The sequence below is a fragment of the Rathayibacter sp. AY1C1 genome (assembly GCF_002932105.1).
In the GTDB taxonomy this organism is placed as follows: Bacteria; Actinomycetota; Actinomycetes; order Actinomycetales; family Microbacteriaceae; genus Rathayibacter.
Map to the genome: position 1 here is coordinate 61675 of NZ_PSWH01000010.1, position 25868 is coordinate 87542.

Sequence of the window (25868 nt, forward strand, 5' to 3'; positions counted from 1 at the left end):
CGAGGACGCCGCTCCCACGGCCGCGCCCGGGGTGCGCGCGGCGAGCGGCGTCCCGCAGGGCGGTCAGCGGTTCACGGAGCTCATGTCGGCGTAGCGGTCGCCGACGGGGGCCTCGAGCGCGCCGAGGACGTCGAGCTGCTCCGCGGTCAGCACGAGGGCGTCCGCGGCGGCGTTCTCCTCGATGCGCGAGACGCGCTTGGTGCCCGGGATCGGAGCGATGTCCTCGCCCTGGGCGAGCAGCCAGGCGATCGCCACCTGCGCGGCGGTCGCGTCCGCCTCTGCCGCCACCCGGTCGACGGCCTCCACGATGCGGAGGTTCGCCTCCAGCGCTCCGTCGGCGAAGCGGGGGTTGTCGCGGCGGAAGTCGTCGCTGCCCAGCTCGGCGACCGAGCGGATGCTGCCCGTGAGGAAGCCGCGGCCCAGCGGCGAGTACGGGACGAAGCCGATGCCGAGCTCGCGGAGGACCGGCAGCACCTCCGCCTCGGGGTCGCGGGTCCAGAGCGAGTACTCGGACTGCACAGCGGTGACCGGGTGCACGGCGTGAGCGCGCCGGATCGTCGCTGGCGCCGCCTCCGAGAGGCCGTAGCCGCGGAGCTTGCCCTCCTGGATCAGCTCCGCGAAGGCCCCGGCGGTCTCCTCGACCGGGACGCCCGGGTCCATGCGGTGCTGGTAGTAGAGGTCGATGCGGTCGGTGCCGAGGCGCGCGAGCGAGCCCTCGACGGCGAGCCGCAGGTTCTCCGGGGAGCCGTCGAGTCCGCGGCCCCCGTCGCCGCGGTGGCGGATCATGCCGAACTTGCTCGCCAGCACCACCTCGTCGCGGCGGCCTGCCAGCGCGCGGCCGAGCAGCTCCTCGTTGGTGTACGGGCCGTAGATCTCGGCGGTGTCGAGGAACGTGACGCCGAGCTCGAGGGCGCGGTGCACGGTGCGGATCGACTCCGCGTCGTCGGTGCCGGCGCCGGTGTAGAACGCCGACATGCCCATCGCGCCGAGACCGAGGCGCGAGACCTCGAGAGCGGCGACGTCGGATCCGAGGGTGATCGTCTTCATCAGTGGGTGGTCCTCTCCTGGTACGCCGCGATCTTGATGTCGATCGCGGCGAGGCTGGCGTGTGTCCGGGCGAGCTGCGCCTCGACCTCCTCGCGGTGCGTCCGGAGCAGCGCGAGGCGCTCCGGCTCCGTGGCGGGCCCGATCCGGAGGAGCCGGGCGTACTCGCGGATCCTCGCGGTCGGCATCCCGGTCGCGCGGAGCTTGGTGAGGAAGTCGACCCAGCCGACGTCGGCCGGCCGGTAGCGGCGGTGCTGCGACGAGGCGCGCTCGACCGGGTCGAGCATGAGCCCGGCGCGCTCGTAGTAGCGCAGGGTGTGCACGGTGAGACCGGTGACGGCGGCGACCTGCGAGATCGACAGCACCTCCGGCTCGGCCGGGGCGGCGGTGGCGGTGGACATGGCGTCAACCTACGACTTCGAGTGCGCTCGAGGTCAAGCGGGAGCGGGCGACTCAGCCGACCTCGCGGCTGAAGCCCAGGAGGGCCTCGGCGATGCGGGCGTCCGCCTCCTCGTGGCTGATGGTCGCCTCGCCGTCGCCCGCCTGCGGCCCGTACCAGCCGAAGTCGGCGTGGTTGGCGCCGTCGATCTCGACGAGGTCGGCGGAGGAGGGCAGCCGGACGCTCGCGTCGGCGACCTTCTCCGGCGTGCTGAGCCCGTCCTCCGATCCGCTGACACTGAGGACGGGGAGCCCGGAGCCCGAGAGGTCGTTCGCGCAGTAGCTGCCGAGCAGCACCAGGCCCGCCACCGCCGGGTCCTCGGCCCACTGGCAGGCCTTCACGCCGCCGAGGGAGTGGCCGCCGACGAGCCAGCGGTCGACGCCCTCGGCCTGGCTGGTGAAGGTCTCGAGCGAGCGGAGATCGAAGAAGGCCAGGTGCAGGATCGGCCGCGTGATCACGACGGTCGCCCCGGCCTCGACCAGCGGAGCCAGGGTCGCCTCGTAGGAGGAGGCGTCGACCTTCGCTCCGGGGATGAAGACCAGGCCCGTGCCGGCCAGCTCGCCGGTCGAGGTCGGCGTCATCACGAGCGCGTCGTCCGTGCGCTCGACCGCGATCGCCGGATCGGCGCGCACGCGGGCGAGGGCGTCCTCGTCGGGGCCGCTGACGATCGAGCTCCAGGTGAGGAAGCCGAGGACCGCGACTCCGAGGACTCCGCCGATGCTCGCGAGCACGATGCGGCGGCGCCTCATCGGGCTGCCGCGATCGCGTCGGCCGCCTGCACCAGGGCGAGGTGGGAGAGGGCCTGGGGAGTGTTCCCCGCGTGCCGGCGGCCCTCGACGTCGTACTCCTCCGAGAGGAGGCCCACGTCGTTGCAGAGCCCGACGAGCCGGTCCATCAGGGTCCGCGCGTCGTCGATCCGGCCGGAGTCGGCGTACTGACGGACGAGCCAGAAGGAGCAGGCGAGGAACGGGTGCTCGCCGCCCGCGAGGCCGTCGACCGAGGACTCGGTCCGGTAGCGGTGCAGCAGGCCGTCCTGCAGGAGCACGCGCTCCAGCTCGGCGACGGTGCCCAGCATCCGCGGGTCGTCGGCGGGGACGAACCCGACCATCGGCAGCACGAGGAGCGACGCGTCGACCTCGGGCGAGCCGTAGGACTGCACGAAGTGGCCGCGCTCGGCGTCGAAGCCCTGGGCCTCGATCTCGGCGCGCACCTCGTCGCGGAGGCGCTCCCAGGTCTCGACCGGACCGGGCAGGCCGTTCTCGCGCACGGCGCGGACACCCCGATCGAGCGCGGCCCAGATCATGACCCGCGAGTGCGTGAAGTGCCGCGGCTCGCCCCGGATCTCCCAGATGCCGTTGTCCGGCCGCTGCCAGTTGGTCTCGACGAAGCCCAGGAGCGCGCGCTGGAGCGGCCAGGAGAACTCCGTCTCGTCCACTCCGGCCACGCGGGCCTCGTGCAGAGCGACCATCACCTCGCCGATCACGTCCGCCTGGTACTGGTCGACGGCGGCGTTCCCGATCCGCACGGGGGAGGCGCCGTCGTAGCCGGGCAGGCTCGGCATCTCCCGCTCGGGCAGGTCGCGCTCGCCGGCGAGGCCGTACATGATCTGCACGTCCTCCGGCGCGCCCGCGACCGCGCGGAGCAGCCAGGCCCGCCACTTCTGCGCCTCCTGCTCGAACCCGTGCGCGAGCAGGGCCTGCAGGGTGAGCGAGGCGTCGCGGAGCCAGACGTAGCGGTAGTCCCAGTTGCGGGCGCCGCCGAACTGCTCCGGGAGCGAGGTGGTCGCCGCCGCGACGATGCCGCCGGTCTCGTCGTCGGTCAGGGCGCGGAGCGTCAGCAGCGAGCGGACGACGGCGTCGCGGTGCGGGCCGTCGTAGTCGATCGCCGACGCCCACTCGGACCACCAGGAGAGCGTGCGCTCCAGCGCGCGGTCGACGTCGAGGCGCTTCGGCGCCCGCTGGTGCGAGGGGAACCACGCCATCGAGAGGTCGACGACCGCGTCCGCGTCGACGTCGAACTCCGCCGCGTGGGCGTGGTCGACGGCCTTCAGCCGCACTCCGCGCACCACGACCGCGTCGGGCCCGGCGACGGCGACGAGCAGCGGATCCTCGTCCGTCCCCTCCTGCCGCACCCACGGCATGGTGCGGGCGTAGTCGAAGCGGATGCGCAGCTCCTGCCGCATCCGGACGGTCCCCGACACTCCGCGCATCCGGCGCACCAGCTCGGCGCGCTCGTCGCGCAGCGGCATCACGTCGACCACCTCGACGACGCCGGTGGGCGTCGTCCACCGGGTGACCAGCGCGAGCGTGTCGCCGAGGTAGTGGCGCTCGCTCGTCGCCTCCCCGTCCACCGGCCGGAGCGACCAGCGCCCCTGGTCGTCGCCGCCGAGGAGGGCGCCGAAGACGGAGGCGGAGTCGAAGCGCGGCAGGCACAGCCAGTCGATCCCCCCGTCGCGGGAGACGAGAGCGGCCGTGCGGCAGTCGGAGAGGACGGCGTAGTCCTCGATCGGGGAGACCATGCGGCGATCCTCTCAGGTGCGGCTGTGGCCTCCCAGTCAAGGCGGAGCGGGGCTCTTCAGCGCCGCCGTAGGGTGAGCCGCATGGCACAGACCGTCTCGACCCTGCTCATCCTCGGAGCGACGGGGGACCTGTCCTCGCGGCTCCTCCTCCCCGCCGTCGGCCAGCTGCTGACCCGCGAGACCGACCGGCGGGTCCATCTCGTCGGCGCGGGACGTGAGGACTGGACCCAGGAGCACTGGCACGAGGTGCTGACCGCCTCCTTCGCCACCGTCGAGGCGCAGGGCGAGGGCGTGGACGCGCTCACCTCCGGCACGCGCTACCAGCAGATCGACGTCACCGATCCGGAGGCGCTCGCCGCACTGCTCGCGAGCTGCGACGGTCCGGTGGCGGTCTACTTCGCCCTCCCGCCGGCGATCGCGGCGAAGGCCTGCGAGGCGCTCGCCGCCCACGACCTGCCGGAGGGCACCGTGCTGGCGCTGGAGAAGCCGTTCGGGACCGACGAGGCGAGCGCGCACGCCCTCAACCAGCGCCTCGCCGCGCTGGTCCCCGAGGACCGCATCCACCGCGTCGACCACTTCCTCGGCCGCGCGACCGTGATGAACGTGCTCGGCCTGCGCTTCGCGAACCGGATCCTCGAGCCGCTGTGGTCGGCCGAGCACATCGAGAGCGTCGAGATCGTCTACGACGAGCAGCTGGCCCTCGAGGGGCGGGCGAGCTACTACGACGGCGCGGGCGCACTGACCGACATGATCCAGAGCCACCTGCTGCAGGTCCTCGCGGTGATCGCGATGGAGCCGCCGTCCTCGCTCGACGCGGCCGACCTCCGGGACGCGAAGTCGATCGTCCTGCGCGCCACCCGCCTGCACGGCGACGACCCCGCCGCGAGCTCGCGCCGCGCCCGCTACACGGCGGGGACGATCGACGGACGCGAGCTGCCCGCCTACGCGGACGAGAAGGGCGTGGACCCCGCTCGCCGGACCGAGACGCTGGCCGAGCTGGTCGTCGAGATCGACACCTGGCGCTGGGCCGGCGTGCCGTTCACCCTCCGCTCCGGCAAGGCGCTCGGGGAGCGGCGGCGCGAAGTGGTCATCCGCTTCAAGCCGGTGCCGCACCTGCCCCGCGGCTTCGTCGGCACCGAGGCGCCGTCCGTGCTGCGGCTGTTCCTCGCGCCCGACCAGATGTCGCTCGAGCTGAACATCAACGGCCCCGGCGACCCGTACACGCTCGAGCGCGCCTCGCTGGAGGCGACCTTCGGCGCGGGCGAGCTGCTGGCGTACGGCGAGGTCATCTCGGGGATCCTCGACGACGACCCGTCGCTCTCGGTCCGCGGGGACGCCGCCGAGGAGTGCTGGCGCATCGTGCAGCCCGCGATCGACGCGTGGCACGTGGACCGGGTGCCGCTCGACGAGTACCCGGCGGGCAGCGAGGGACCCGGGAGCTGGCCGACGCTCTGACGGGCGGCAGAGGCAGGGGCGGCCGCGGGGGATCTCGAGACGGCGGCTGCGCCGCCTCCTCGATCAGCGGGAAGCGCGACGTCGCTCGTCGGGTCGGCCGGAGGGCGAGCCCGCCGGCCGACCGCTCGGGTCAGGAGCGGGTCGCGACGGGGGCGTCGACGGCGACGTCGGCGGGGGCCGGCTCCGCCCAGACGGCGATCGGCTTCGGCTCCCAGGTGAGGGCGGCCGGCTCCACCGGGGGAGTGGAGGCGCGCATCACGGGGATCGCCTCGGTGACCGGGGACGACGTCCGCTCGGCGCCGGCGCGGAGCTGCTCCTCCTGGATGGCGGCGGAGAGCTCGTGGGCGAGGGAGCGCGCGAGCATCCCGTGGAAGATCGGGTCGCGGTCGTCGTGGCTGCGGCGCGTGACGACCCAGGCGCCCTCGGATCCGACGAAGGCAGCGAGCCGCTCGTGGACGACGGCGAAGAGCTCGTCCTGCGTGAGGACGGGGGCCGCATCGACGACCTCGGGGGCCGCCTTGCGACGCCTCAGACGAAACCTCATGACGAACCCCGTTTCCCGTGCCGGCAGCGACTGGGAACAGTGTCGCCGCCACCGGGTCGGGAGACCGGCTGACACGCCGCCCCGCGGGGAGGCGGCGCGTCAGGAGGGCCTAGTGGTCGCGCTTCTTGCCGCGCTCCTCCTTGACGATCTCCTTCGAGTCGTAGGACACGGAGCCCAGGGCGACGGTGACCGAGATGGCCCAGCTGACCCACTGGAGGGCCAGGCGCCAGTCGCGCGGGCCCTTGCGCGTGGTCTGCAGGATCGACCAGCCGCCGACGATCGCGCTGATGACGCTGGAGTTGAGGATGAACTTGCGCATGCGTGTGCCTCCCGTGTTCACCCCGACGCTAGCGGGTGCGAAAGCTCTCAGAGGAACGCTTGACAGCACCGAGGGGTTGTCCCGCTACGGTGGACCGCCGCCGGGACCCGAATCCTCGAGCCGGGGCACGCTGAGGAGAACGGGAACGACATGCGCACGGCTGTGATCGGGGCGGTGCTGCTCGTCGTCGGGGCGGTGGCCGTCGTCACGGGGGTCCTCCCGATGGACGCGCTGGGCGAGCTGGTCGAGCGGACGGCGCCGATCCTCGGCTTCGTGGTCGCGGTGACCGTGGTCGCCGAGCTGGCCTCCGAGGCCGGCGTCTTCACCGTGGTCGCCGAGCGCTCCGCCGAGTGGGGCCGCGGGCGGACCGCGGTGCTCTGGCTGCTGGTGGTGGCGATGGCCGTCGTCAGCACGGTGTTCCTCTCGCTCGACACGACCGCCGTGCTCTTGACCCCGGTCGTGGTCCTGCTCGCGGCGCACGTGCGCGTCCCGCCCCTGCCGTTCGCGATGGCCACGGTCTGGCTGGCGAACTGCGCCTCCCTCCTCCTCCCCGTCTCGAACCTCACCAACCTGCTCGCGCAGCGGCGCCTGGGGGTCGAGGGCCCCTTCGCCTTCGCCGCGCTGACCGCGGTGCCCGCGCTCGTCGCGGCCGTCGTGCCCGTGCTGATCCTCGCGATCCGCTACCGGCGCGAGCTGGCCGGGCGCTACACCCCGGGGGAGCGGACGCCGGTGGAGGACCGGGTGCTGCTCGTCGGCGCGGGGATCGTCGTGGCGCTGCTCCTGCCGGCGCTCGTCTCGGGCCTCGAGGTGTGGATCCCGGCGACGGTCGCCGCGGTCGCGCTGATCGTCCTCTTCGCGGTGCGCCGTCCCGCGGCGCTCACGCCCGCCCTCCTGCCGTGGCAGCTCGTCGTGTTCGCGTCGGGCCTCTTCGTGGCGATGGAGGCGGCGCACCAGCTCGGGCTGGGCGCGGCGCTCGCCGTGGTCGCGGGGGAGGGGAGCGGGACGCTCGACCTGCTGCGCCTCGCCGGCTCCGGCGCGGTCGCCTCCAACCTGGTCGACAACCTGCCCGCCTACCTCGCCCTCGAGCCCGTCGCGGCGGATCCGCTCCGCCTGGTCGCCCTGCTGATCGGCGTGAACGCCGGACCGCTGATCACCCCGTGGGCCTCGCTCGCCACCCTGCTCTGGCACCAGAGGCTGACCGCGCTGGGCGTGCACGTCTCGTGGCGCCAGTACGCGCTCCTCGGACTCGTCGCGGTCGTCCCGACGGTGGGCGGAGCGACGCTCGCCCTCGCCCTCGTGCAGGGCTGACCCCCCCCGTCCCCCGTGCGGGGCCGGCTGATAGCCTCGACGGGCACGACGACGGCTCGACCGACGAAAAGGGACCACCATTCCTCCGCACTCCGCCTCCGCCTCCTCCGCCGCTGACAGGACCGACGCCGGGACCTCGGGAGGGACAGAGCGCAACGCGTTCGTGGTCGTCTCGAACCGCCTCCCGGTGGACCGCGTCGTGGCCGAGGACGGCACCGCGTCCTGGAAGACCTCACCCGGCGGGCTGGTCACCGCGCTCGAGCCCGTGATGCGCGCGAACGAGGGCGCCTGGGTCGGCTGGCCCGGCGTGGCCGACGAGGAGGTCGCCCCGTTCGTCGACAACGGCGTGCAGATCGTCCCCGTCGCCCTCAGCGCGCAGGAGCTCGAGGACTACTACGAGGGCTTCTCGAACGACACGCTCTGGCCGCTGTACCACGACGTGATCGCGCCCCCGACCTACCACCGCGACTGGTGGGACGCCTACGTGCGGGTCAACCAGCGCTTCGCCGAGGCGGCCGCGGCCGTGACGGAGGAGGACGGCGTGGTCTGGGTGCAGGACTACCAGCTCCAGCTCGTGCCGAAGATGCTGCGGGAGCTCCGCCCCGACGTCACGATCGGCTTCTTCAACCACATCCCGTTCCCGCCCTACGGGATCTTCGCGCAGCTCCCGTGGCGCCGGCAGATCGTCGAGGGCCTGCTCGGCGCCGACGTGATCGGCTTCCAGCGCCAGGGCGACGCGGGCAGCTTCCTGCGCGCGGTCCGGCGCCTGCTGGGCTACGACACCCGCAGCACGGTCGTCGAGGTCCCGGTCGAGGAGGAGGCCGTCGGCGGCACCCGCCGCGTCAACCGCTCGCGGCGCGGGGCGAGCGTGCGCCCGGTCGTCGCCCGGCACTTCCCGATCTCGATCGACTCCGCGTCGTTCGAGGCGATGGCGCGCACCCCCGAGATCCAGGCCCGCGCCGCCGAGATCCGCGCCGAGCTGGGCAACCCCGCGACGATCATGCTCGGCGTCGACCGGCTCGACTACACCAAGGGGATCGGCCACCGCCTGAAGGCCTTCGGCGAGCTCCTGGCGGACGGCCGCCTCACCTCCGAGGACGCGGTGCTGGTCCAGGTCGCGAGCCCGAGCCGCGAGCGCGTGGACACCTACCGGCAGCTGCGCGACGACATCGAGCTGCAGGTCGGCCGGATCAACGGCGACTACAGCACGCTCGGGCACCCGGCGATCAGCTACCTCCACCACGGCTACCCGCGCGAGGAGATGGTGGCGCTCTACCTCGCCGCCGACGTCATGCTCGTGACGGCGCTGCGCGACGGGATGAACCTCGTCGCGAAGGAGTACGTCGCGTCCCGCTTCGACAACGACGGCGTGCTCGTGCTGAGCGAGTTCGCCGGAGCGGCCGACGAGCTCAAGCAGGCCGTGCAGGTGAACCCGCACGACATCTCGGGGCTGAAGGACGCGATGGAGGCCTCGGCGCGGATGCCGCGCGTCGAGCGCACCCGGCGCATGCGCGCGCTCCGTCGCCGCGTGCTCGAGAACGACGTGGCGCGCTGGTCCGAGTCGTTCCTCTCGGCTCTCGCGGAGCACGCGGCCGGCCAGCAGCTCGACGTGCGGCCCGCCGCCCGCGGGCAGGAGGCGCCGCACGGCCAGGAGGCCGAGCACCGCGACGACTCGGCGCACGGACAGGCGGCCGAGCTCGAGCGGGAGGCCGCCGACGACCGCGAGCTCGACGGCGGCGCGCGATGAGCGAGGGAGTGCCCGAGCGGCTCGCGGCGGCGCTGCGGGAGCTCGCCGCGGCCGACCGGCTCCTGGTGGCCCTCGACTTCGACGGCACACTCGCGCCCGAGGTCGACGACCCCGCCCGCGCGCGGGCGCTCCCCGAGGCGCGCGAGGCCGTGCTGCGGCTCCTCGCCCTCCCCGGCACCCGGGTCGCGCTGGTCTCCGGCCGGGCGCTCGGGAGCCTGGAGGAGGTCTCGCAGCTGCCGGACGAGGCGCTGCTGGTCGGCTCCCACGGCATCGAGATCCGCCTCGACCCCGAGGAGGACGCGGTCCGGCTCGACGACGACGAGCTCGAGAAGGTGGGAGTGCTCGAGGACGTCCTGAAGGGCATCGCCCGCGGGATCGACAACGTCTGGATCGAGGACAAGCCGGCCGGCTTCGCCCTGCACACCCGCCTCGCGACCGAGCGCCACAGCCGCGTCGCCCACGTCGTCGCCCTCTCCGAGGCGCGCGCCGAGGTGCAGGGGGTCACCGTCCGCGAGGGCAAGAACGTCCTGGAGTTCTCGGTCCGCTCGACCACCAAGGGCGAGGCCGTGCAGCACCTCCGCCGCTACACCGGCGCGACCGCCGTGCTCTACGCGGGCGACGACGTGACGGACGAGGACGCCTTCGCGGTCCTCGGCTCCGGCGACGTCGGCATCAAGAGCGGCGAGGGCACCACCGCGGCCTCCTACCGGGTCCGCGGTCCCGAGCAGGTCGCGCACGCACTCCGGCTGCTCGCCGACCTGCGCGCGGAGTAGCAGCCCCCTTCCGGCGGTCAGCGCCAGCGGGTCCCGGATCGCCGACTCGCCGAGGACGGCCGTCCGCCGACGCGGGGAGCGGCCGTTCGCGACGAGTCGGAGATCCGCGAGGACGTCCGCATCCGGTGCCGCTGCCCGAGGCCGGGGCAGGAACGGGTGCGCGGGCCGGTCCGGGTCCGCCCGGCGAGCAGGGGCACCGCGCGCGAGGCGGTAGCCTCATCGCATGCCGGAAATCGATTGGAAGCCCCGCTCGCGCACCGTCACGGACGGCATCGAGGCCACGACGTCGCGCGGGATGCTGCGGGCGGTCGGGATGGGCGATGACGACTGGGAGAAGCCCCAGATCGGCATCGCGTCCTCGTGGAACGAGATCACCCCCTGCAACCTCTCGCTCGAGCGCCTCGCGCGCTCCGCGAAGGAGGGCGTGCACTCCGGCGGCGGCTACCCGCTCCAGTTCGGCACCATCTCCGTCTCGGACGGCATCTCGATGGGCCACGAGGGCATGCACTTCTCGCTCGTCTCCCGCGAGGTCATCGCCGACTCCGTCGAGACCGTGATGATGGCCGAGCGCCTGGACGGCACCGTCATGCTGGCCGGCTGCGACAAGTCGCTGCCCGGCATGCTGATGGCCGCGGCCCGCCTCGACCTCGCCGCCGTGTTCGTCTACGCCGGCTCGATCGCCCCGGGCTGGGTCAAGCTCTCGGACGGCACCGAGAAGGACATCACGATCATCGACTCCTTCGAGGCCGTCGGCGGCGTCAAGGCCGGGATCATGTCCGAGGAGGACGCCAAGCGCATCGAGTGCGCCTTCGCCCCGGGCGAGGGATCCTGCGGCGGCATGTACACCGCCAACACCATGGCCAGCGTGGCCGAGGCGCTCGGCATGAGCCTGCCCGGCTCCGCCTCGCCCGCCGCCGCCGACCGCCGCCGCGACTACTTCGCCCGCAAGTCCGGCGAGGCCGTCGTCGAGCTGCTGCGCAACGGCACCACGGCCCGCGACATCCTCACCAAGAAGGCGTTCGAGAACGCGATCGCGGTGGCGATGGCCTTCGGCGGGTCGACCAACGTCATCCTGCACCTGCTCGCGATCGCCAACGAGGCCGAGGTCGACCTCACGATCGACGACTTCAACCGCATCGGCGACACGATCCCGCACATCGGCGACCTCAAGCCCTTCGGTAAGTACGTCATGAACGACGTCGACCGCCACGGCGGCGTCCCGGCCGTGATGAAGGCGCTCCTGGACGCCGGGCTGCTCCACGGCGACTGCCTGACGGTCACCGGGAGGACGGTCGCCGAGAACCTCGCCGCGATGGACATCGCACCGCTGGACGGCGAGGTCATCCGCACCCTCGACAACCCGATCCACGCGACCGGAGGGCTCACCATCCTCAAGGGCTCGCTCGCCCCCGAGGGCGCGGTCGTCAAGACCGCCGGCTTCGACGCCTCCGTCTTCGAGGGTCCGGCCCGCGTGTTCGAGCGCGAGCGCGCCGCGATGGACGCTCTGACCGAGGGCCGGATCGAGAAGGGCGACGTGGTGGTCATCCGCTACGAGGGTCCCAAGGGCGGTCCCGGCATGCGCGAGATGCTCGCCATCACCGCCGCCATCAAGGGGGCCGGGCTCGGAAAAGATGTACTACTGTTGACGGACGGACGATTCTCAGGCGGCACAACCGGCCTGTGCATCGGCCACATAGCTCCCGAATCGGTGGACGCAGGTCCCATCGCATTCGTTCGCGACGGAGACCCGATTCGGGTCGACATCGCCGCTCGCTCGATCGACCTACTCGTCGACGAGTCCGAGCTCGCCGCCCGCCGAGAAGGCTGGGCCCCTCTCCCTCCGCGCTACACCCGCGGTGTCCTCGCCAAGTACGCCAAGCTCGTCCGCTCGGCAGCCGAGGGTGCCGTCACCGGGTGACCCGGCCCGCTCCGGCCGGCCGCGCACTCGCGTTCCCGGGCACTCGCCTCCGGCTCTGCCCGCCGCCGCACCACCTCCTGAAGGAATCGACACCCGCATGACTCCGGATCCGTCCGCCGTGCAGCCCGCACCGACGCCCCAGCCACCCCGACCCGCCCACGCTCCCGGGGCCGCCCCCGCGGCCGAGATCCTCACCGGAGCGCAGGCGGTCGTCCGCTCGCTCGAGATGCTCGGGATCGAGGACGTCTTCGGCCTGCCCGGCGGCGCGATCCTCCCGGTCTACGACCCGCTGATGGACTCCTCGAAGATCCGGCACATCCTGGTCCGCCACGAGCAGGGCGCCGGCCACGCCGCCGAAGGCTACGCCTCGGCGACCGGCAGGCTCGGCGTCTGCATCGCGACCTCGGGCCCCGGAGCGACCAACCTGGTCACCGCGATCGCGGACGCCTACATGGACTCGGTCCCGATGCTCGCGATCACCGGCCAGGTGTTCTCGACGCTCATGGGGACCGACGCGTTCCAGGAGGCGGACATCGTCGGCATCACGATGCCGATCACGAAGCACTCCATCCTCGTGACGCGCCCCGAGGACATCCCCTCGGCCCTCGCCTCCGCCGCGCTGATCGCCACCACCGGCCGCCCCGGCCCCGTGCTGGTCGACATCACGAAGGACGCGCAGCAGGACCAGGCGCCGTTCCTCTGGCCGCCGAAGATCGACCTGCCCGGATACCGGCCGGTCACGAAGGCTCACGGCAAGCAGATCCAGGCCGCGGCCCAGCTGCTGGTCGAGTCGAGGAAGCCGGTGCTCTACGTGGGCGGCGGCATCATCCGCGCCCGCGCGGCCGCCGAGCTGAAGGCGTTCGCCGAGGCCTGCGGCGCTCCCGTGGTGACCACGCTGATGGCGCGCGGAGCGTTCCCGGACTCGCACGAGCAGCACCTGGGCATGCCCGGAATGCACGGCACCGTCCCCGCGGTGCTCGCGCTGCAGGAGGCGGACCTGATCCTCGCGCTGGGCTCGCGCTTCGACGACCGCGTGACCGGCAAGGCGGCGCTCTTCGCGCCTCACGCCAAGGTCGTGCACGTCGACATCGATCCGGCCGAGATCTCCAAGATCCGCACCGCCGACGTGCCGATCGTGGGCGACCTGAAGGACGTCCTCCCGGACCTCACCGACGCGTTCGCCAAGGCCTCCGCCGACGGCCGCGCCGACACCTCCGAATGGTGGAGCTACCTCAAGGGCCTGCAGACGGAGTTCCCGCTCGGCTACACCGAGCCGAACGACGGCCTGCTCTCGCCGCAGTACGTCATCAAGCGCATCGGCGAGATCACCGGCCCCGAGGGCGTCTTCGCCTCCGGCGTCGGCCAGCACCAGATGTGGGCGGCGCAGTTCATCAAGTACGAGCGCCCCAACTCGTGGCTGAACTCCGGTGGCGCCGGCACCATGGGCTACTCCGTGCCCGCGGCGATGGGCGCCAAGGTCGGCGAGCCCGAGCGCACCGTGTGGGCGATCGACGGCGACGGCTGCTTCCAGATGACCAATCAGGAGCTCGCCACCTGCACGATCAACGACATCCCGATCAAGGTCGCGGTGATCAACAACTCCTCGCTCGGCATGGTGCGCCAGTGGCAGACCCTGTTCTACGAGGGCCGCTACTCCAACACCGACCTCAACACGGGTCACGACACCGTCCGGGTGCCCGACTTCGTGAAGCTCGCCGACGCGTACGGCGCGCTCGGCATCCGCGTCACGAAGCCGGAGGAGATCGACGACGCCATCCGCCTCGCCATCGCCACCAACGACCGGCCCGTGGTGATCGACTTCGTCGTCAGCCGCGACTCCATGGTCTGGCCGATGGTCCCGCAGGGCGTCTCCAACAGCTACGTCCAGTACGCCCGAGACCACAGCCCGACCTGGGACGACGAGGAGTAGACCCGCATGACGCACCACGTTCTCTCCCTGCTCGTCGAGGACAAGCCGGGACTGCTCACCCGTGTCGCCGGGCTGTTCGCCCGCCGCGGCTTCAACATCGAGTCGCTGGCGGTCGGTCCGACCGAGCTGGCCGGGCTCTCGCGCATCACGGTCGCCGTGGACGTCGAGGACCTGCCGCTCGAGCAGGTCACGAAGCAGCTCAACAAGCTCGTCAACGTGATCAAGATCGTCGAGCTCGACACCGACCAGTCGGTCCAGCGCGAGCACCTGCTCGTCAAGGTCCGCGTCGACAACGTCACGCGCTCGCAGGTGCTCGAGGCCGTCACGCTCTTCCGCGCCCGCGTGGTCGACGTCGCGACGGACGCCCTGGTGATCGAGGTCACCGGCGACACCGGCAAGACCAACGCGTTCCTGCGGGTGATCGAGCCCTACGGCATCAAGGAGATCGCGCAGTCGGGCCTGCTCGCCATCGGGCGCGGCTCCAAGTCGATCACCGAGCGCGTCTTCAAGAACTGACCGCGAACTCTCCACTACAGAAAAGGACTCACCACGTGACCGAGCTCATCTACGACGCCGACGCCGACCTCTCCATCATCCAGTCCAAAAAGGTCGCGATCGTCGGCTACGGCTCGCAGGGCCACGCGCACGCGCAGAACCTCCGCGACTCCGGCGTCCAGGTCGTCATCGCGCTGAAGGAGGGGTCGAAGTCGACCGCCAAGGCCGAGGACGACGGCTTCGAGGTCAAGAGCGTCGCCGACGCCGCGGCCTGGGCCGACCTGATCATGATCCTCGCGCCGGACCAGCACCAGCGCGCGATCTACAGCGAGCAGATCGCCTCCGCGCTGACCGAGGGCAAGACCCTCGCCTTCGCGCACGGCTTCAACATCCGCTTCGGCTACATCGAGGCGCCCGCGGGCGTCGACGTCATCCTCATCGCGCCGAAGGCCCCCGGCCACACCGTGCGCCGCGAGTTCGTCGCCGGCCGCGGCATCCCGGACATCATCGCCGTCGAGAACGACGCGACCGGCACCGCCTGGGAGACCGCGAAGTCCTACGCGAAGGCCATCGGCGGCACCCGCGCCGGCGTCATCAAGACCACCTTCACCGAGGAGACCGAGACCGACCTGTTCGGCGAGCAGGCCGTGCTCTGCGGCGGCACCTCGCAGCTCGTCCAGTACGGCTTCGAGACCCTCGTCGAGGCCGGCTACCAGCCCGAGATCGCCTACTTCGAGGTGCTGCACGAGCTCAAGCTCATCGTCGACCTCATGTGGGAGGGCGGCATCGCCAAGCAGCGCTGGAGCGTCTCCGACACCGCCGAGTACGGCGACTACGTCTCCGGCCCGCGCGTCATCGACCCGCGCGTGAAGGAGAACATGAAGGCCGTCCTCGGCGACATCCAGAGCGGCGCCTTCGCGAAGCGCTTCATCGGCGACCAGGACGCGGGCGGACCCGAGTTCCAGGAGCTGCGCGCCAAGGGCGAGAAGCACCCGATCGAGGAGACCGGCCGCGAGCTGCGCAAGCTCTTCGCCTGGAAGCAGACCGACGAGGACTACACCGACGGCAGCGTCGCGCGCTAGTCGCACCGCGTCGACCGGGGGAGCCCCGGCCCGACGAGGGACCCGTCCACCGGGATCCCCTCGCCGGGCCGGGGCTCCTCCGCGTCCGGGGCGCGACTACCGCTCGAGCTCGCGGACGAGACGGCGGAGACCGCCCTTCGGCGGGACGAGGACGGGGTCCGGCCACCGGGGCGAGAGGTGGTCGCCGAGCGTGACCCGGCGCAGCTTGCGGCCGACGAGGGGGAGGACCCAGTCGGCGGCCCAGCGGCGCTGCTCGCGCAGCCGTGCGCGGAGGCGGAGCGGCTCGGGGGCGTCCCAGGGCCCGGTCGAGATCGTGTGATGCACGCCGAGCGTGTCGAGCACGCGGCCGGCCAGGACGCGGTGGCCGCGCTTGGAGAGGTGCATCCGGTCGGGCGACCAGAGCACGGGGGAGTGGAACTCCCGCATCGCCCAGTAGTCGACGAGGATCGCGCCCCGCTCGCGGGCGATCCGGCGGACGGCGCTGTTGTAGAGGTGGTTGCGGCGCAGGAACATCCGCGGGGCGGGCAGTCCCGGGATGTCGACGCCGGTGAAGAGCACGAGGGAGGCGCCGGTGGTCGCGAGCGCGTCGACGAGCGCCTCGTAGCGGGTGATCAGATCGACGGTGTCGGTGCCGAGGTCGAGGATGTCGTTGCCGCCGGCGTACAGCGTGATCAGGGTGGGGCGGAGCGCGAGGGCGGGCGCGAGCTGGTCCTCGGTGATCTGGGCGAGGCGCTTCGAGCGGACGGCGAGATTCGCGTACTCCCAGCCCGGCTCGGCCTTCGCCAGGCGCTCGGCGACGCGGTCGGCCCAGCCGCGCACCCCGTTCGGCAGGCGCGGGTGCGGGTCGCCGACCCCCTCCGTGAAGGAGTCGCCGAGGGCGACGAAGCGGCGGCGGCGGTCGTCCATCCGCTCAGCCTCGCCCCCGGGGGAGGACGCGGGGTGTCCGCCGGGTGTCGGGGAGGCGGCGGCGGGCTCCGAGCCTCCTGCGAGGTGCGCGCGGCTAGGGTGTTGCGGTGATCGATGGTGGACCGGGCCGCTCCCCGGAGGACGACGACGCGGCGACCCCGCCGGCGGACCGCGGGCCGGACGCCGTCCCGGAGGACGACGCGGACGACGAGGCCCTGGAGTGGGCGGGCGAGGGCGCGGACCCGACGCTCGCCGCGGGGACGGCGCGCGTGCGCCGTACGCCCCGCACGGTCGCGGGGGCGGGCACGGCGGACGACGGCTCGGACGACGACGACTCCGAGGTCGAGGACCCCGACGACGAGGCCGCATCCTCGTCCGCTCTGCTGATCGCGGCGGGCATCGCGGCCGGCCTCTACCTCCTGTACGCCATCGCCTGGGCGATCACGGCGACGCGGCAGTCGCCGGTCGCCGCGGCCGGCTTCGCGGGCGATGCGCTCGGCGGCGCCCTCTACTCGCTCGGGCTCTGGCTGGCGGTCCTGGCGCCGCCGGTGTGGTTCGCCGTGGTGCTCCTCGCCACCCGCGACTCCCGGGTGCGCACCCGCGTGCTCTGGCTGGTCACCGGACTCGTCCTCCTCGCTCCGCTGCCGTTCCTCAAGGGGGCCTGATGACCGACTCGACCCGGGCCACCCTCGGCGGGACCGGCCGGCGCGACCGGCCCGGCCGGCGCCTGGCCGCCTCCGTCCTCGTCGCCGTGGTGTTCGCGCTCTTCTTCGCCTGGGACGTCTGGGAGGCGGTCGGCAACCTGATCGGCCTGCGCAGCTACGCGGCCTCCCTCGGCACCGACCTGGATCCGACGGGCTGGGCGGTGCTCCTGCTCGGCCTGGTGCTGCCGGTCGCCTGCTTCGTCGCCGCCGTCCTGCTCGGGCGCCGCCGGGGGCTCCCGGCGCGCGTCGGACTGCTCGCGGCGGCCCTCTGCCTCTCGGCGGCGCTCTCGCTCGACGTGCAGCTCGTCCTCGGCGTCGAGAGCCTGGTCTCGCTGAGCTGACCGGCGGCGTCACACGGCGCGGGGCGCGCGCACCCCTCCGCTACAGTGACGGGGGGCTGCCGACGCCCCCGCCTCGGTGCCCGCTCCGTCCCCTCTCCGAAGGAAGCGCCTCTCGTGACAAAGCCGGTCGTCCTGATCGCCGAAGAACTCTCGCCCGCCACCGTGGACGCGCTCGGTCCCGACTTCGAGATCCGCTCCGTGGACGGCACCGACCGCCCGGCGCTGCTCGAGGCCCTCGCCACGGCGCACGCGATCCTGGTGCGCTCCGCGACGCAGGTCGACGCGGAGGCGATCGCCGCGGCCCCGTCGCTCCAGGTGATCGCCCGCGCCGGTGTGGGCCTGGACAACGTCGACATCACCGCCGCGACCGCCGCGGGCGTCATGGTCGTGAACGCGCCGACCTCGAACATCATCTCGGCCGCCGAGCTCACCGTCGGCCACATCCTGAGCCTCGCCCGCCACATCCCCGCCGCGCACAGCGCGCTCGCGCAGGGCCTCTGGAAGCGCTCGAAGTACACGGGCGTCGAGCTCTACGAGAAGACCGTCGGCATCATCGGCCTCGGCCGCATCGGCGCGCTGATCACCGCGCGCCTGCAGGCCTTCGGTGTGAACGTCGTCGCCTACGACCCCTACGTGACCAGCGCCCGCGCGCAGCAGCTCGGCGTCACGCTCCTCTCCCTGGAGGAGCTGCTGGCCGAGAGCGACTTCATCACGATCCACATGCCGAGGACCCCCGAGACGACGGGCATGATCTCGGACGATCAGCTGGCGCTGATGAAGCCGTCGGCGTTCATCGTGAACGTGGCCCGCGGCGGCCTCATCGACGAGGACGCGCTGCACCGCGCGCTCGTCGCGAAGACCATCGCCGGCGCCGGACTCGACGTGTTCGTGAAGGAGCCGCCGACCGGATCGCCGCTGCTCGCCCTCGAGAACGTGGTCGTCACTCCGCACCTCGGGGCCTCGACCGACGAGGCGCAGGAGAAGGCCGGCGTCTCGGTCGCCCGCTCGGTGCGCCTCGCGCTCTCGGGCGAGCTCGTGCCGGACGCCGTGAACGTCGCCGGCGGCGTGATCGACGAGTACGTGCGCCCCGGCATCCCGCTGGTCGAGAAGCTCGGCCAGGTCTTCTCGGGCCTCGCGGACTCGCCGGTCACCTCCATCGACGTCGAGGTGCGCGGCGAGCTCGCCGGCTACGACGTGAAGGTCCTCAAGCTGGCGGCTCTCAAGGGCGTGTTCACCAACGTGGTCTCGGAGACGGTGTCCTACGTCAACGCGCCGGTGCTCGCGGAGCAGCGCGGCATCGAGGTGCGCCTGATCACGGAGCCGGTCTCGGACGAGTACCGCAACGTGATCACGCTGCGCGGCGCGCTCTCGGACGGCTCGCAGATCTCGGTCTCGGGCACGCTGACCGGCACCAAGCAGGTCGAGAAGATCGTGGCGATCAACGGCTACGACGTCGAGGTCCCCCTCGCGAAGCACCTCGTCGTCATGAGCTACGTCGACCGCCCCGGGATCGTCGCGGTCTACGGCCGTGAGTTCGGCGACGCCGCGGTCAACATCGCGGGCATGCAGATCGCGCGCACCGAGGCGGGCGGCAAGGCGCTCTCGGTGATCACCATCGACTCTCCCGCCCCCGACGGCCTGCTCGAGAAGGTCCGCGTCGCGATCGACGCCGACCTCATGCAGGAGATCGACATCACCGAGCAGTGAGCACGCGGCGGTTCGCTCAGGTCGACGTCTTCGGCGCCGCGCCGTTCCGGGGCAACCCGGTGGCGGTCGTCGTCGACGGCGACGGCGTGGGCGACGCCGCGATGGCGGAGTTCGCGCGCTGGACGAACCTGTCCGAGACGACCTTCCTCCTCCGCCCGAGCGACCCCGCGGCCGACTACCGGCTGCGGATCTTCACGCCGGGCGGGGAGCTGCCCTTCGCCGGGCACCCGACCCTCGGGAGCGCGCACGCCTGGCTCGCGGCCGGAGGGACGGCCCGCGCGGCGGGGGAGCTCGTGCAGGAGTGCGCCGCGGGTCTCGTCCGACTGCGGGTGACGGAGGAGGGCATCGCCTTCGCCGCCCCGCCCCGCCGGCGGACCGGACCGGTCGACGAGGCGACGATCGAGCGGGTGGCTGCGGCTCTGCGGATCCCGCGCGCGGAGATCCTCGACCACGAGTGGGTCGACAACGGTCCCGGCTGGCTGGCCGTGCGGCTCGCATCGGCGGAGCAGGTCCTCGCGCTGCGGCCGGACCAGGCTCTCCTCGCCGGGCTCCCCGTCGGCGTCGTGGGCGAGCATCCGGCGGGAGGCGAGTGCGCGGTCGAGGTGCGGGCGTTCATCCCCGACGCCGGTGTGTCCGAGGACCCGGTGACGGGGAGCCTCAACGCGGGGATCGCCCAGTGGCTGATCGGCAGCGGCGTGCTGCCCGAGCGCTACACGGCCGCCCAGGGGGCGGCGCTGGGCCGAGCCGGGCGCGTGCGCGTCGAGAGCACGGACGGCGCGATCTGGATCGGCGGCGCGACGGTGACCCTGATCGACGGGGTCGTCGAGCTGTAGCGGGTCCGCCGGGGGCGGCGCGGCTCAGCTCCCGAGGAGGCGCTGGACGACCGCGAGGACGTCCTCGGCCTCGCCGCGCGACGGCGAGCCCGTGGGGAGCAGGGCAGAGTTGTAGTAGAGCCCGTCGCTCATCAGGACGATCGCCCGGGCGACGAGCGGGTCGCCCACGGCGTCGGCGACCACCTCGTTCCAGCTGTCGTGGATCCGCGCGAGGCCGCCGCTGGCGCGCTCGTCGTGCCCCTGCGCGATGCGCGACACGGCGAGGATCGTGCGGTCGAAGGCCGAGTCGGCGGCGAAGGAGGTGCGCAGCAGGTAGGCGACCACGCCCTCGGGAGCGGCGAGGCTCTGCGCGACGTCCGCCTCCCGCCGCGCGTCGAGGCGCTGCAGGAGCCCGTCGACGAGAGCGTCCTTCGAGGGGAAGTGGTAGAGCAGCCCGCCCTTGGAGACTCCGGCCTCGCGCGCGACGGCGTCGAGGGTCGCGGCGCGCTCGCCCTGCTCGATGAGGAGCTGCTCGAACGCGTCGAGGACGCGGTCGCGGGCGGGGGCAGGAGGCACGGCGACCATCCTACGGCGGATCAGTGGCGACTGTACCGGCTGGACGGTATACTCTCTCCGTTCTCCTCTGAAAGGTCGTTCCCGTGTCCGCGCGCACCGCTCCCGTCTCCACCCACGACACCGCCGGCGCCGCCGACAGGGTCGGGCGACGCGCCTGGGTGGCGCTCGCGGTGCTGATGCTCCCGGTGCTGCTGGTCTCGGTCGACAACACGGTGCTGAACTTCGCGCTCCCTTCGATCGCCGAGGATCTGGGCCCCTCCGGCACCGAGCTGCTGTGGATCGTCGACGCCTACCCGCTGGTGCTCGCGGGCCTGCTGGTGGCGATGGGCAGTCTCGGCGACCGCGTCGGGCGGCGGCGCCTCCTGCTGGTCGGCGCGGTCGGCTTCGCCGCCGTCTCGGTCGTGGCCGCGTTCGCTCCCACCGCCGCGGCGCTCATCGGCGCCCGCGCGGCACTGGGCTTCTTCGGCGCGATGCTGATGCCCTCGACGCTCTCGCTCCTGCGCAGCGTCTTCCCCGACCGCGACCAGCGCCGCCTCGCGATCGCGATCTGGGCGACCGGCTTCGCCGTGGGCTCGGGCATCGGCCCGCTGGTCGGCGGCGTGCTGCTCGAGCACTTCCCCTGGGGGTCGGTGTTCCTGCTCGCGGTGCCCGTGCTGCTCCCGCTGGTCGTCCTGGTGCCGATCCTGGTGCCGGAGTCGCGCGACCCGCAGCCCGGCCCGGTCGACGTGGTCAGCATCCTGCTGTCGCTGGCGACCATGGCGCCGGTCGTCTACGCGGTGAAGTCCTTCGCCGAGCACGGGATCGACGCGGTCGGCGTCGCGGCGCTCGTCGTGGGCGTCGTCTCGGGAGTTCTGTTCGTCCGCCGCCAGCAGCGCCGGGCCTCGCCGATGCTCGATCTCTCGCTCTTCCGCCGCGGCTCGTTCAGTGCGGCGATCGTGGTCAACCTCCTCAGCGTCACCGCGCTGGTCGGCGGGCTCTTCTTCCTCTCGCAGCACCTGCAGCTCGTGGTCGGGCTCTCGCCGCTGGAGGCGGGCCTCGTGCTCGTGCCGGGCCTCGCCGTGATGATCCTGGCCGGGCTCGGCGTGGTGCCGATCGCGCGCCGCGTCGCTCCGCGCCTCGTCGTCCCGGCCGGACTGCTGGTCTCGGCCGTCGGGTACATCCTGCTGGCCCTCGGCAGCGGGGCGCCCGGAGGAGCGTCCGCGCTCACCGTCGCCGTCGCCTTCGCGTTCCTCGGCCTGGGCATCGGTGCGGCCGAGACGGTGTCGAACGAGCTGATCCTGGCCAACGCGCCCGCCGACAAGGCCGGTGCGGCCTCCGCCGTCTCCGAGACCGCCTACGAGCTCGGTGCCGTCCTCGGCACCGCGACGCTCGGCACGGTCCTCACCGCCGTGTACCGCGGGGGAGTCGTGCTGCCCGAGGGCCTCGACGCCGCGCAGTCGCAGCGGGCCGGGGAGACCCTCGGCGGCGCCGTCTCGGTCGCCGGCGAGCTGCCCGCCGACTCCGCCGCGAGCCTCGTCGCGTCGGCGAGCGCGGCGTTCGACTCGGGCGTCGGCTGGTCGGCCTGGCTCGGTGTCGTCCTCGTGCTGGCCGCCGCCGCGGTCGGCGCCTGGCGCCTCCGCCGGAGCTGACGCTCCTCCTCTCCTCCCGAGGGAGGCCGCCCGGGACGCGCAGCGCCTCCCGGGCGGCCCTCGCCAGCCCGACGGGGGCGCGTGCCCCGGACCGCGGCGCGGGCGGGCCGCGAGTACGCTGGGGGGACTCCGACCCCGTACGCCTGAGGACCGCCATGCCCCGCACCGTGAAGCTCGCCGTCATCCCCGGAGACGGGATCGGGCCCGAGGTGACCGCCGAGGCCGTCAAGGTCCTCGACGCCGTCACCGCCGACTCCGACCTGGTGCTCGAGACGACCACCTTCTCGCTCGGCGCCGCCCGCTACCTCGAGACCGGCGACGTCCTCACCGACGAGGACCTCGCGGCGATCGCGGGGCACGACGCGATCCTCCTGGGCGCCGTCGGCGGAGCACCGGGGGACCCGCGCCTCCGGGACGCGAACATCGAGCGCGGGCTGCTCCTGCGGCTGCGCTTCGAGCTCGACCACTACGTCAACCTGCGGCCGACCCGTCTCTACGCGGGCGTCCCCTCGCCGCTCGCGGCTCCCGGCGAGGTCGACTTCGTGGTCGTCCGCGAGGGCACGGAGGGGCCCTACGTCGGTACCGGCGGCTCGATCCGGCAGGGCACCCCGCACGAGGTCGCCAACGAGGTGTCGGTCAACACCGCCTACGGGGTCGAGCGCGTCGTCCGACACGCGTTCGAGCTCGCCCGCACGCGCCGCTCCCGGCTGACGCTCGTCCACAAGACGAACGTCCTCGTCTTCTCCGGCTCGCTCTGGAAGCGGATCGTCGACGAGGTGGGGGCCGCCTTCGAGGACGTGGCCGTCGACTACCTCCACGTGGACGCCGCCACGATCTTCCTCGTGACCGACCCTGCTAGGTTCGACGTCATCGTCACCGACAACCTCTTCGGCGACATCCTGACCGATCTGGCCGGCGCGATCAGCGGCGGCATCGGACTCGCGGCCTCGGGCAACATCAACCCCGACGGCGCGTTCCCCAGCATGTTCGAGCCGGTCCACGGATCCGCGCCCGACATCGCAGGACGGCAGCTCGCCGACCCGACCGCCGCGATCCTCTCGGCCGCGATGCTGCTGGACCACCTCGGCCGGAGCGACGAGGCCGCCCGCGTCACCGCGGCCGTGACCGCCGACATCGAGTCGCGCGACGGCACCCCGCGCTCCACGGCCGCGATCGGCGACTCCGTCGTCGCCCGCCTCCGCTGATCCCCCGCAGAAGGACACCACAACGATGAGCACCGACTCCGCCCCCGCCGACCTCGCGTTCGAGGTGACCGCCGCCCCCGCGCCCCGCTCCGCCGAGGAGCGCGCCCGGATCCTCGCGAACCCCGGCTTCGGCATGCACTTCACCGACCACATGGTCGGCCTCCGCTGGACCCGCGCGGACGGCTGGCACAGCGCCCGCGTCGAGCCCTACGGCCCGCTCGCGCTCGACCCCGCCGCCGCCGTCCTGCACTACGCGCAGGAGATCTTCGAGGGGATGAAGGCCTACCGCCACGAGGACGGCTCCGTCTGGACCTTCCGTCCGGAGGCGAACGCGCGCCGCCTGCAGCGCTCGGCCCGCCGTCTCGCGCTGCCGGAGCTCCCGACGGACCTCTTCGTCGAGTCGCTGCGGCAGCTGATCGCGGTCGACGGCGACTGGGTCCCCTCGGAGCCGGAGACCAGCCTCTACCTGCGCCCGTTCATGTTCGCGCAGGAGGCGTTCCTCGGCGTGCGCGCGGCCGAGGACGTCGGCTACTACGTGATCGCCAGCCCCGCCGGCGCCTACTTCTCGGGCGGCGTCGCCCCCGTGTCGATCTGGCTCTCCACCTCCTACGCCCGGGCGGGCAAGGGCGGCACGGGAGCGGCGAAGACGGGTGGCAACTACGCCTCCTCCCTCCTCCCGCAGCAGGAGGCCTACAGCCACGGCTGCGCGCAGGTCCTCTTCCTCGACTCGCAGGAGTCGCAGTGGATCGAGGAGCTCGGCGGCATGAACGTGGTGCTGGTGAAGAAGGACGGCACGCTGGTCACCCCGGAATCGGACTCGATCCTCGAGGGCATCACGCGCGACAGCGTCCTGCAGCTCGCCGAGGACCGCGGCCACCGCGTCGAGCGGCGCCGCGTGAGCATCGACGAATGGCGCGACGGAGTGGCCTCCGGCGACGTGGTCGAGGTGTTCGCCTGCGGGACCGCCGCCGTGATCACCCCGATCGCCGAGCTCAAGGGCGAGGGCTTCTCCGTCGGCCGCGAGAGCGCGCCCGCCGGGGAGCTCACGATGTCGCTCCGCGAGGAGCTGACCGGCATCCAGTACGGACGCCGCGAGGACACGCACGGATGGATGACGAGGCTGGACGCATGAAGATCGCACGATTCGCCACGCAGCGCGACGGGGACAACGGGGGAGCGATCCACTTCGGGATCGTGGACGAGGACGACCTGGTCGTGCTCGCCGGCGACCCGATGTTCGCCGGGTTCGACACCACGGGGGAGCGCATCCCGATCGCGGAGGCGAAGCTCCTCGCGCCGGTGATCCCGCGCTCCAAGATCGTCGGCATCGGGAAGAACTACGCCGACCACGCGGCCGAGATGGGCGGCGACGCCCCGGCGGAGCCGCTGGTGTTCCTCAAGCCGAACACGTCGGTCATCGGCCCGGACGAGGCGATCGTCCTCCCCGAGGACAGCCAGCTGGTGGAGTTCGAGGGCGAGCTGGCGATCGTGATCGGCGCCGTGGCCCGCAACGTCCGCGCGGAGGACTACGAGGACGTGGTCTTCGGGTACACGATCGCCAACGACGTCACCGCACGCGACCTCCAGCGCTCCGACGGCCAGTGGGCGCGGGCGAAGGGCTACGACACCTTCTGCCCGCTCGGACCGGTCATCGAGACCGAGTTCGTCTGGAACGAGAGCGCGATCGAGACCCGCGTCAACGGGCGCGTGCAGCAGACGGGCAGCACCGGCGACATGATCCACGGGGTGCCCGAGCTCGTGGCCTACGTCTCGCGCATCTTCACGCTGCTCCCCGGGGACGTGATCCTCACCGGGACGCCCGCCGGCGTCGGGCCGATCGCGAACGGGGACACCGTCGCGGTGGACGTCGAGGGCATCGGCACGCTGTTCAACCCGGTGGTCGTCCGGCGCTGAGCCCGGGCCCTCCTGCGCGGAGGGACGAGCGCCTCCGGCCCGCAAGGATCCTCGGATCCGGCGGGCCGGACGCGTCCGAGCGGGACGTCAGTCGGCGCTCGCCGGGTCGCTGCCGACCGCGCCCTCGGTCTCGTCCGGCAGGTCGGCGTCGCCGGAGACGGTGTCCCCTCCGCTGTCGCCGTCGGTCACGGCGTCCGTGACACCGCGGTCGATCGCGGTGCCCCCGGGAGCGGCCCCCGCGGCGGAGGCGTCGGCCGCGTCCTCGCCGGGCAGCACCGTCTGCGCGCCGCCGGTGTTCGGAACGGCGTCGCCGCCGGATCCGGGAAGGTCCTCGTTCACGTTCTGGTCGGCCATGTCGGCTCCTCTCGTCGGGGCTCCAGCCCAGCACGCGACGGGCCCCTCCGCAGGACGTTGACAGCGCGGGGACGAGGGGGCAGAGGCGGGCCGCGAGGCCGGGCGACGCGCCTTCACCGTGCTCCCCGGCGCTGTCAAGCGGACTGCCT

General features: G+C 72.9%; 25 protein-coding genes. 16 read left to right on the forward strand and 9 right to left on the reverse strand.

Annotation, left to right across the window (positions count from 1 at the left end; translation table 11 throughout):
- Nucleotides 1-63: 63 nt before the first annotated feature.
- Genes C5C71_RS06890 through C5C71_RS06905 form a run of 4 tightly spaced genes read right to left on the reverse strand, consistent with a single transcriptional unit; the run spans nt 64 to nt 4001 of the window.
- On the reverse strand, nt 64-1047 hold the full coding sequence (locus tag C5C71_RS06890) for an aldo/keto reductase (RefSeq protein WP_104337384.1): 984 nt from the start codon (nt 1045-1047) through the stop codon (nt 64-66).
- On the reverse strand, nt 1047-1445 hold the full coding sequence (locus C5C71_RS06895; RefSeq protein WP_104337385.1) for a MerR family transcriptional regulator: 399 nt from the start codon (nt 1443-1445) through the stop codon (nt 1047-1049). Before C5C71_RS06895 ends, C5C71_RS06890 begins: the two co-directional genes overlap by 1 nt.
- A gap of 52 nt (nt 1446-1497) precedes the next feature.
- Entirely contained in the window at nt 1498-2232 is a 735-nt protein-coding gene (locus tag C5C71_RS06900; protein ID WP_104337386.1) for an alpha/beta hydrolase, read from the reverse strand.
- On the reverse strand, nt 2229-4001 hold the full coding sequence (locus C5C71_RS06905; RefSeq protein ID WP_104337387.1) for a glycoside hydrolase family 15 protein: 1773 nt from the start codon (nt 3999-4001) through the stop codon (nt 2229-2231). The genes C5C71_RS06900 and C5C71_RS06905 overlap by 4 nt, the downstream gene beginning before the upstream one ends.
- Before the next feature lie 81 nt (nt 4002-4082).
- On the opposite strand from C5C71_RS06905, the gene C5C71_RS06910 reads away from it, so the two are divergent.
- A complete protein-coding gene (locus C5C71_RS06910) occupies nt 4083-5456 on the forward strand; it encodes a glucose-6-phosphate dehydrogenase (RefSeq protein WP_181065662.1) in 1374 nt (457 codons plus the stop codon).
- A gap of 130 nt (nt 5457-5586) precedes the next feature.
- On the opposite strand, the gene C5C71_RS06915 is transcribed toward C5C71_RS06910, so the two are convergent.
- The gene (locus tag C5C71_RS06915) at nt 5587-6000 is read right to left on the reverse strand and encodes a hypothetical protein (protein ID WP_104337389.1); all 414 of its coding nucleotides are present in this window, start codon (nt 5998-6000) and stop codon (nt 5587-5589) included.
- 109 nt (nt 6001-6109) lie between these two features.
- Nucleotides 6110-6319 (reverse strand): hypothetical protein, encoded by a 210-nt coding sequence (locus C5C71_RS06920; RefSeq protein WP_104327450.1) that lies wholly within the window; start codon nt 6317-6319, stop codon nt 6110-6112.
- A gap of 150 nt (nt 6320-6469) precedes the next feature.
- On the opposite strand from C5C71_RS06920, the gene C5C71_RS06925 reads away from it, so the two are divergent.
- The 7 genes from C5C71_RS06925 (at nt 6470) to ilvC (ending at nt 15572) form a co-directional block, all read left to right on the forward strand.
- The gene (locus tag C5C71_RS06925) at nt 6470-7627 is read left to right on the forward strand and encodes an SLC13 family permease (protein WP_104233214.1); all 1158 of its coding nucleotides are present in this window, start codon (nt 6470-6472) and stop codon (nt 7625-7627) included.
- A 163-nt stretch (nt 7628-7790) separates the two neighbouring features.
- Nucleotides 7791-9374 carry a trehalose-6-phosphate synthase gene (locus C5C71_RS06930; protein ID WP_104226244.1) on the forward strand — a complete coding sequence of 528 codons (1584 nt, stop codon included), beginning with the start codon at nt 7791-7793 and terminating at the stop codon, nt 9372-9374.
- Nucleotides 9371-10147 (forward strand): trehalose-phosphatase, encoded by a 777-nt coding sequence (gene otsB / locus C5C71_RS06935; protein ID WP_104226245.1) that lies wholly within the window; start codon nt 9371-9373, stop codon nt 10145-10147. The genes C5C71_RS06930 and otsB overlap by 4 nt, the downstream gene beginning before the upstream one ends.
- 223 nt (nt 10148-10370) lie before the next feature.
- Complete coding sequence (ilvD, locus tag C5C71_RS06940; protein ID WP_104250142.1) at nt 10371-12065, forward strand: dihydroxy-acid dehydratase; 1695 nt, start codon at nt 10371-10373, stop codon at nt 12063-12065.
- Between the two features lie 97 nt (nt 12066-12162).
- On the forward strand, nt 12163-13995 hold the full coding sequence (locus C5C71_RS06945; protein WP_104233216.1) for an acetolactate synthase large subunit: 1833 nt from the start codon (nt 12163-12165) through the stop codon (nt 13993-13995).
- A gap of 6 nt (nt 13996-14001) precedes the next feature.
- Complete coding sequence (gene ilvN / locus C5C71_RS06950; RefSeq protein WP_104223540.1) at nt 14002-14511, forward strand: acetolactate synthase small subunit; 510 nt, start codon at nt 14002-14004, stop codon at nt 14509-14511.
- A gap of 35 nt (nt 14512-14546) precedes the next feature.
- A complete protein-coding gene (gene ilvC, locus C5C71_RS06955; RefSeq protein ID WP_104223539.1) occupies nt 14547-15572 on the forward strand; it encodes a ketol-acid reductoisomerase in 1026 nt (341 codons plus the stop codon).
- 96 nt (nt 15573-15668) lie between these two features.
- Here ilvC and C5C71_RS06960 read toward each other — a convergent pair whose 3' ends face one another.
- Entirely contained in the window at nt 15669-16478 is an 810-nt protein-coding gene (locus C5C71_RS06960; protein ID WP_104226248.1) for an SGNH/GDSL hydrolase family protein, read from the reverse strand.
- A 107-nt stretch (nt 16479-16585) separates the two neighbouring features.
- Between C5C71_RS06960 and C5C71_RS06965 the strand changes: the two genes are divergently transcribed.
- The 4 genes from C5C71_RS06965 (at nt 16586) to C5C71_RS06980 (ending at nt 20063) form a co-directional block, all read left to right on the forward strand.
- Complete coding sequence (locus C5C71_RS06965) at nt 16586-17143, forward strand: DNA polymerase III subunit gamma/tau (RefSeq protein WP_104337390.1); 558 nt, start codon at nt 16586-16588, stop codon at nt 17141-17143.
- The gene (locus C5C71_RS06970) at nt 17143-17523 is read left to right on the forward strand and encodes a hypothetical protein (RefSeq protein ID WP_104223536.1); all 381 of its coding nucleotides are present in this window, start codon (nt 17143-17145) and stop codon (nt 17521-17523) included. Before C5C71_RS06965 ends, C5C71_RS06970 begins: the two co-directional genes overlap by 1 nt.
- Before the next feature lie 114 nt (nt 17524-17637).
- Nucleotides 17638-19230, forward strand: a complete 1593-nt coding sequence (gene serA, locus C5C71_RS06975) for a phosphoglycerate dehydrogenase (protein ID WP_104223535.1) — start codon at nt 17638-17640, stop codon at nt 19228-19230.
- On the forward strand, nt 19227-20063 hold the full coding sequence (locus C5C71_RS06980) for a PhzF family phenazine biosynthesis protein (RefSeq protein ID WP_104226251.1): 837 nt from the start codon (nt 19227-19229) through the stop codon (nt 20061-20063). The genes serA and C5C71_RS06980 overlap by 4 nt, the downstream gene beginning before the upstream one ends.
- Before the next feature lie 24 nt (nt 20064-20087).
- Here the strand turns inward: C5C71_RS06980 and C5C71_RS06985 are convergent, their stop codons facing one another.
- On the reverse strand, nt 20088-20627 hold the full coding sequence (locus C5C71_RS06985; RefSeq protein WP_104239274.1) for a TetR/AcrR family transcriptional regulator: 540 nt from the start codon (nt 20625-20627) through the stop codon (nt 20088-20090).
- A 74-nt stretch (nt 20628-20701) separates the two neighbouring features.
- On the opposite strand from C5C71_RS06985, the gene C5C71_RS06990 reads away from it, so the two are divergent.
- From C5C71_RS06990 to C5C71_RS07005, 4 genes are all read left to right on the forward strand, one after another.
- Nucleotides 20702-22246: an MFS transporter gene (locus C5C71_RS06990; RefSeq protein ID WP_258068667.1), complete on the forward strand. Its 1545-nt coding sequence runs from the start codon at nt 20702-20704 to the stop codon at nt 22244-22246.
- Between the two features lie 155 nt (nt 22247-22401).
- Nucleotides 22402-23451 (forward strand): 3-isopropylmalate dehydrogenase, encoded by a 1050-nt coding sequence (locus C5C71_RS06995; protein WP_104223533.1) that lies wholly within the window; start codon nt 22402-22404, stop codon nt 23449-23451.
- 25 nt (nt 23452-23476) lie between these two features.
- Nucleotides 23477-24583 (forward strand): branched-chain amino acid aminotransferase, encoded by a 1107-nt coding sequence (locus C5C71_RS07000; RefSeq protein ID WP_104247447.1) that lies wholly within the window; start codon nt 23477-23479, stop codon nt 24581-24583.
- Nucleotides 24580-25365: a fumarylacetoacetate hydrolase family protein gene (locus C5C71_RS07005; RefSeq protein ID WP_104337391.1), complete on the forward strand. Its 786-nt coding sequence runs from the start codon at nt 24580-24582 to the stop codon at nt 25363-25365. The genes C5C71_RS07000 and C5C71_RS07005 overlap by 4 nt, the downstream gene beginning before the upstream one ends.
- 87 nt (nt 25366-25452) lie before the next feature.
- Here C5C71_RS07005 and C5C71_RS07010 read toward each other — a convergent pair whose 3' ends face one another.
- Complete coding sequence (locus tag C5C71_RS07010; RefSeq protein WP_104226254.1) at nt 25453-25719, reverse strand: hypothetical protein; 267 nt, start codon at nt 25717-25719, stop codon at nt 25453-25455.
- Nucleotides 25720-25868: the final 149 nt, after the last annotated feature.

What these genes read in the sequence shown, in the direction of transcription:
- C5C71_RS06890 (WP_104337384.1), bottom strand. Translation starts at nt 1,047, where the DNA reads ATGAAGACGATCACCCTCGGATCCGACGTCGCCGCTCTCGAGGTCTCG.
- C5C71_RS06895 (WP_104337385.1), bottom strand. Translation starts at nt 1,445, where the DNA reads ATGTCCACCGCCACCGCCGCCCCGGCCGAGCCGGAGGTGCTGTCGATC.
- C5C71_RS06900 (WP_104337386.1), bottom strand. Translation starts at nt 2,232, where the DNA reads ATGAGGCGCCGCCGCATCGTGCTCGCGAGCATCGGCGGAGTCCTCGGA.
- C5C71_RS06905 (WP_104337387.1), bottom strand. Translation starts at nt 4,001, where the DNA reads ATGGTCTCCCCGATCGAGGACTACGCCGTCCTCTCCGACTGCCGCACG.
- C5C71_RS06910 (WP_181065662.1), top strand. Translation starts at nt 4,083, where the DNA reads ATGGCACAGACCGTCTCGACCCTGCTCATCCTCGGAGCGACGGGGGAC.
- C5C71_RS06915 (WP_104337389.1), bottom strand. Translation starts at nt 6,000, where the DNA reads ATGAGGTTTCGTCTGAGGCGTCGCAAGGCGGCCCCCGAGGTCGTCGAT.
- C5C71_RS06920 (WP_104327450.1), bottom strand. Translation starts at nt 6,319, where the DNA reads ATGCGCAAGTTCATCCTCAACTCCAGCGTCATCAGCGCGATCGTCGGC.
- C5C71_RS06925 (WP_104233214.1), top strand. Translation starts at nt 6,470, where the DNA reads ATGCGCACGGCTGTGATCGGGGCGGTGCTGCTCGTCGTCGGGGCGGTG.
- otsB (WP_104226245.1), top strand. Translation starts at nt 9,371, where the DNA reads ATGAGCGAGGGAGTGCCCGAGCGGCTCGCGGCGGCGCTGCGGGAGCTC.
- ilvD (WP_104250142.1), top strand. Translation starts at nt 10,371, where the DNA reads ATGCCGGAAATCGATTGGAAGCCCCGCTCGCGCACCGTCACGGACGGC.
- C5C71_RS06945 (WP_104233216.1), top strand. Translation starts at nt 12,163, where the DNA reads ATGACTCCGGATCCGTCCGCCGTGCAGCCCGCACCGACGCCCCAGCCA.
- ilvN (WP_104223540.1), top strand. Translation starts at nt 14,002, where the DNA reads ATGACGCACCACGTTCTCTCCCTGCTCGTCGAGGACAAGCCGGGACTG.
- C5C71_RS06960 (WP_104226248.1), bottom strand. Translation starts at nt 16,478, where the DNA reads ATGGACGACCGCCGCCGCCGCTTCGTCGCCCTCGGCGACTCCTTCACG.
- C5C71_RS06970 (WP_104223536.1), top strand. Translation starts at nt 17,143, where the DNA reads ATGACCGACTCGACCCGGGCCACCCTCGGCGGGACCGGCCGGCGCGAC.
- C5C71_RS06985 (WP_104239274.1), bottom strand. Translation starts at nt 20,627, where the DNA reads ATGGTCGCCGTGCCTCCTGCCCCCGCCCGCGACCGCGTCCTCGACGCG.
- C5C71_RS06995 (WP_104223533.1), top strand. Translation starts at nt 22,402, where the DNA reads ATGCCCCGCACCGTGAAGCTCGCCGTCATCCCCGGAGACGGGATCGGG.
- C5C71_RS07000 (WP_104247447.1), top strand. Translation starts at nt 23,477, where the DNA reads ATGAGCACCGACTCCGCCCCCGCCGACCTCGCGTTCGAGGTGACCGCC.
- C5C71_RS07005 (WP_104337391.1), top strand. Translation starts at nt 24,580, where the DNA reads ATGAAGATCGCACGATTCGCCACGCAGCGCGACGGGGACAACGGGGGA.
- C5C71_RS07010 (WP_104226254.1), bottom strand. Translation starts at nt 25,719, where the DNA reads ATGGCCGACCAGAACGTGAACGAGGACCTTCCCGGATCCGGCGGCGAC.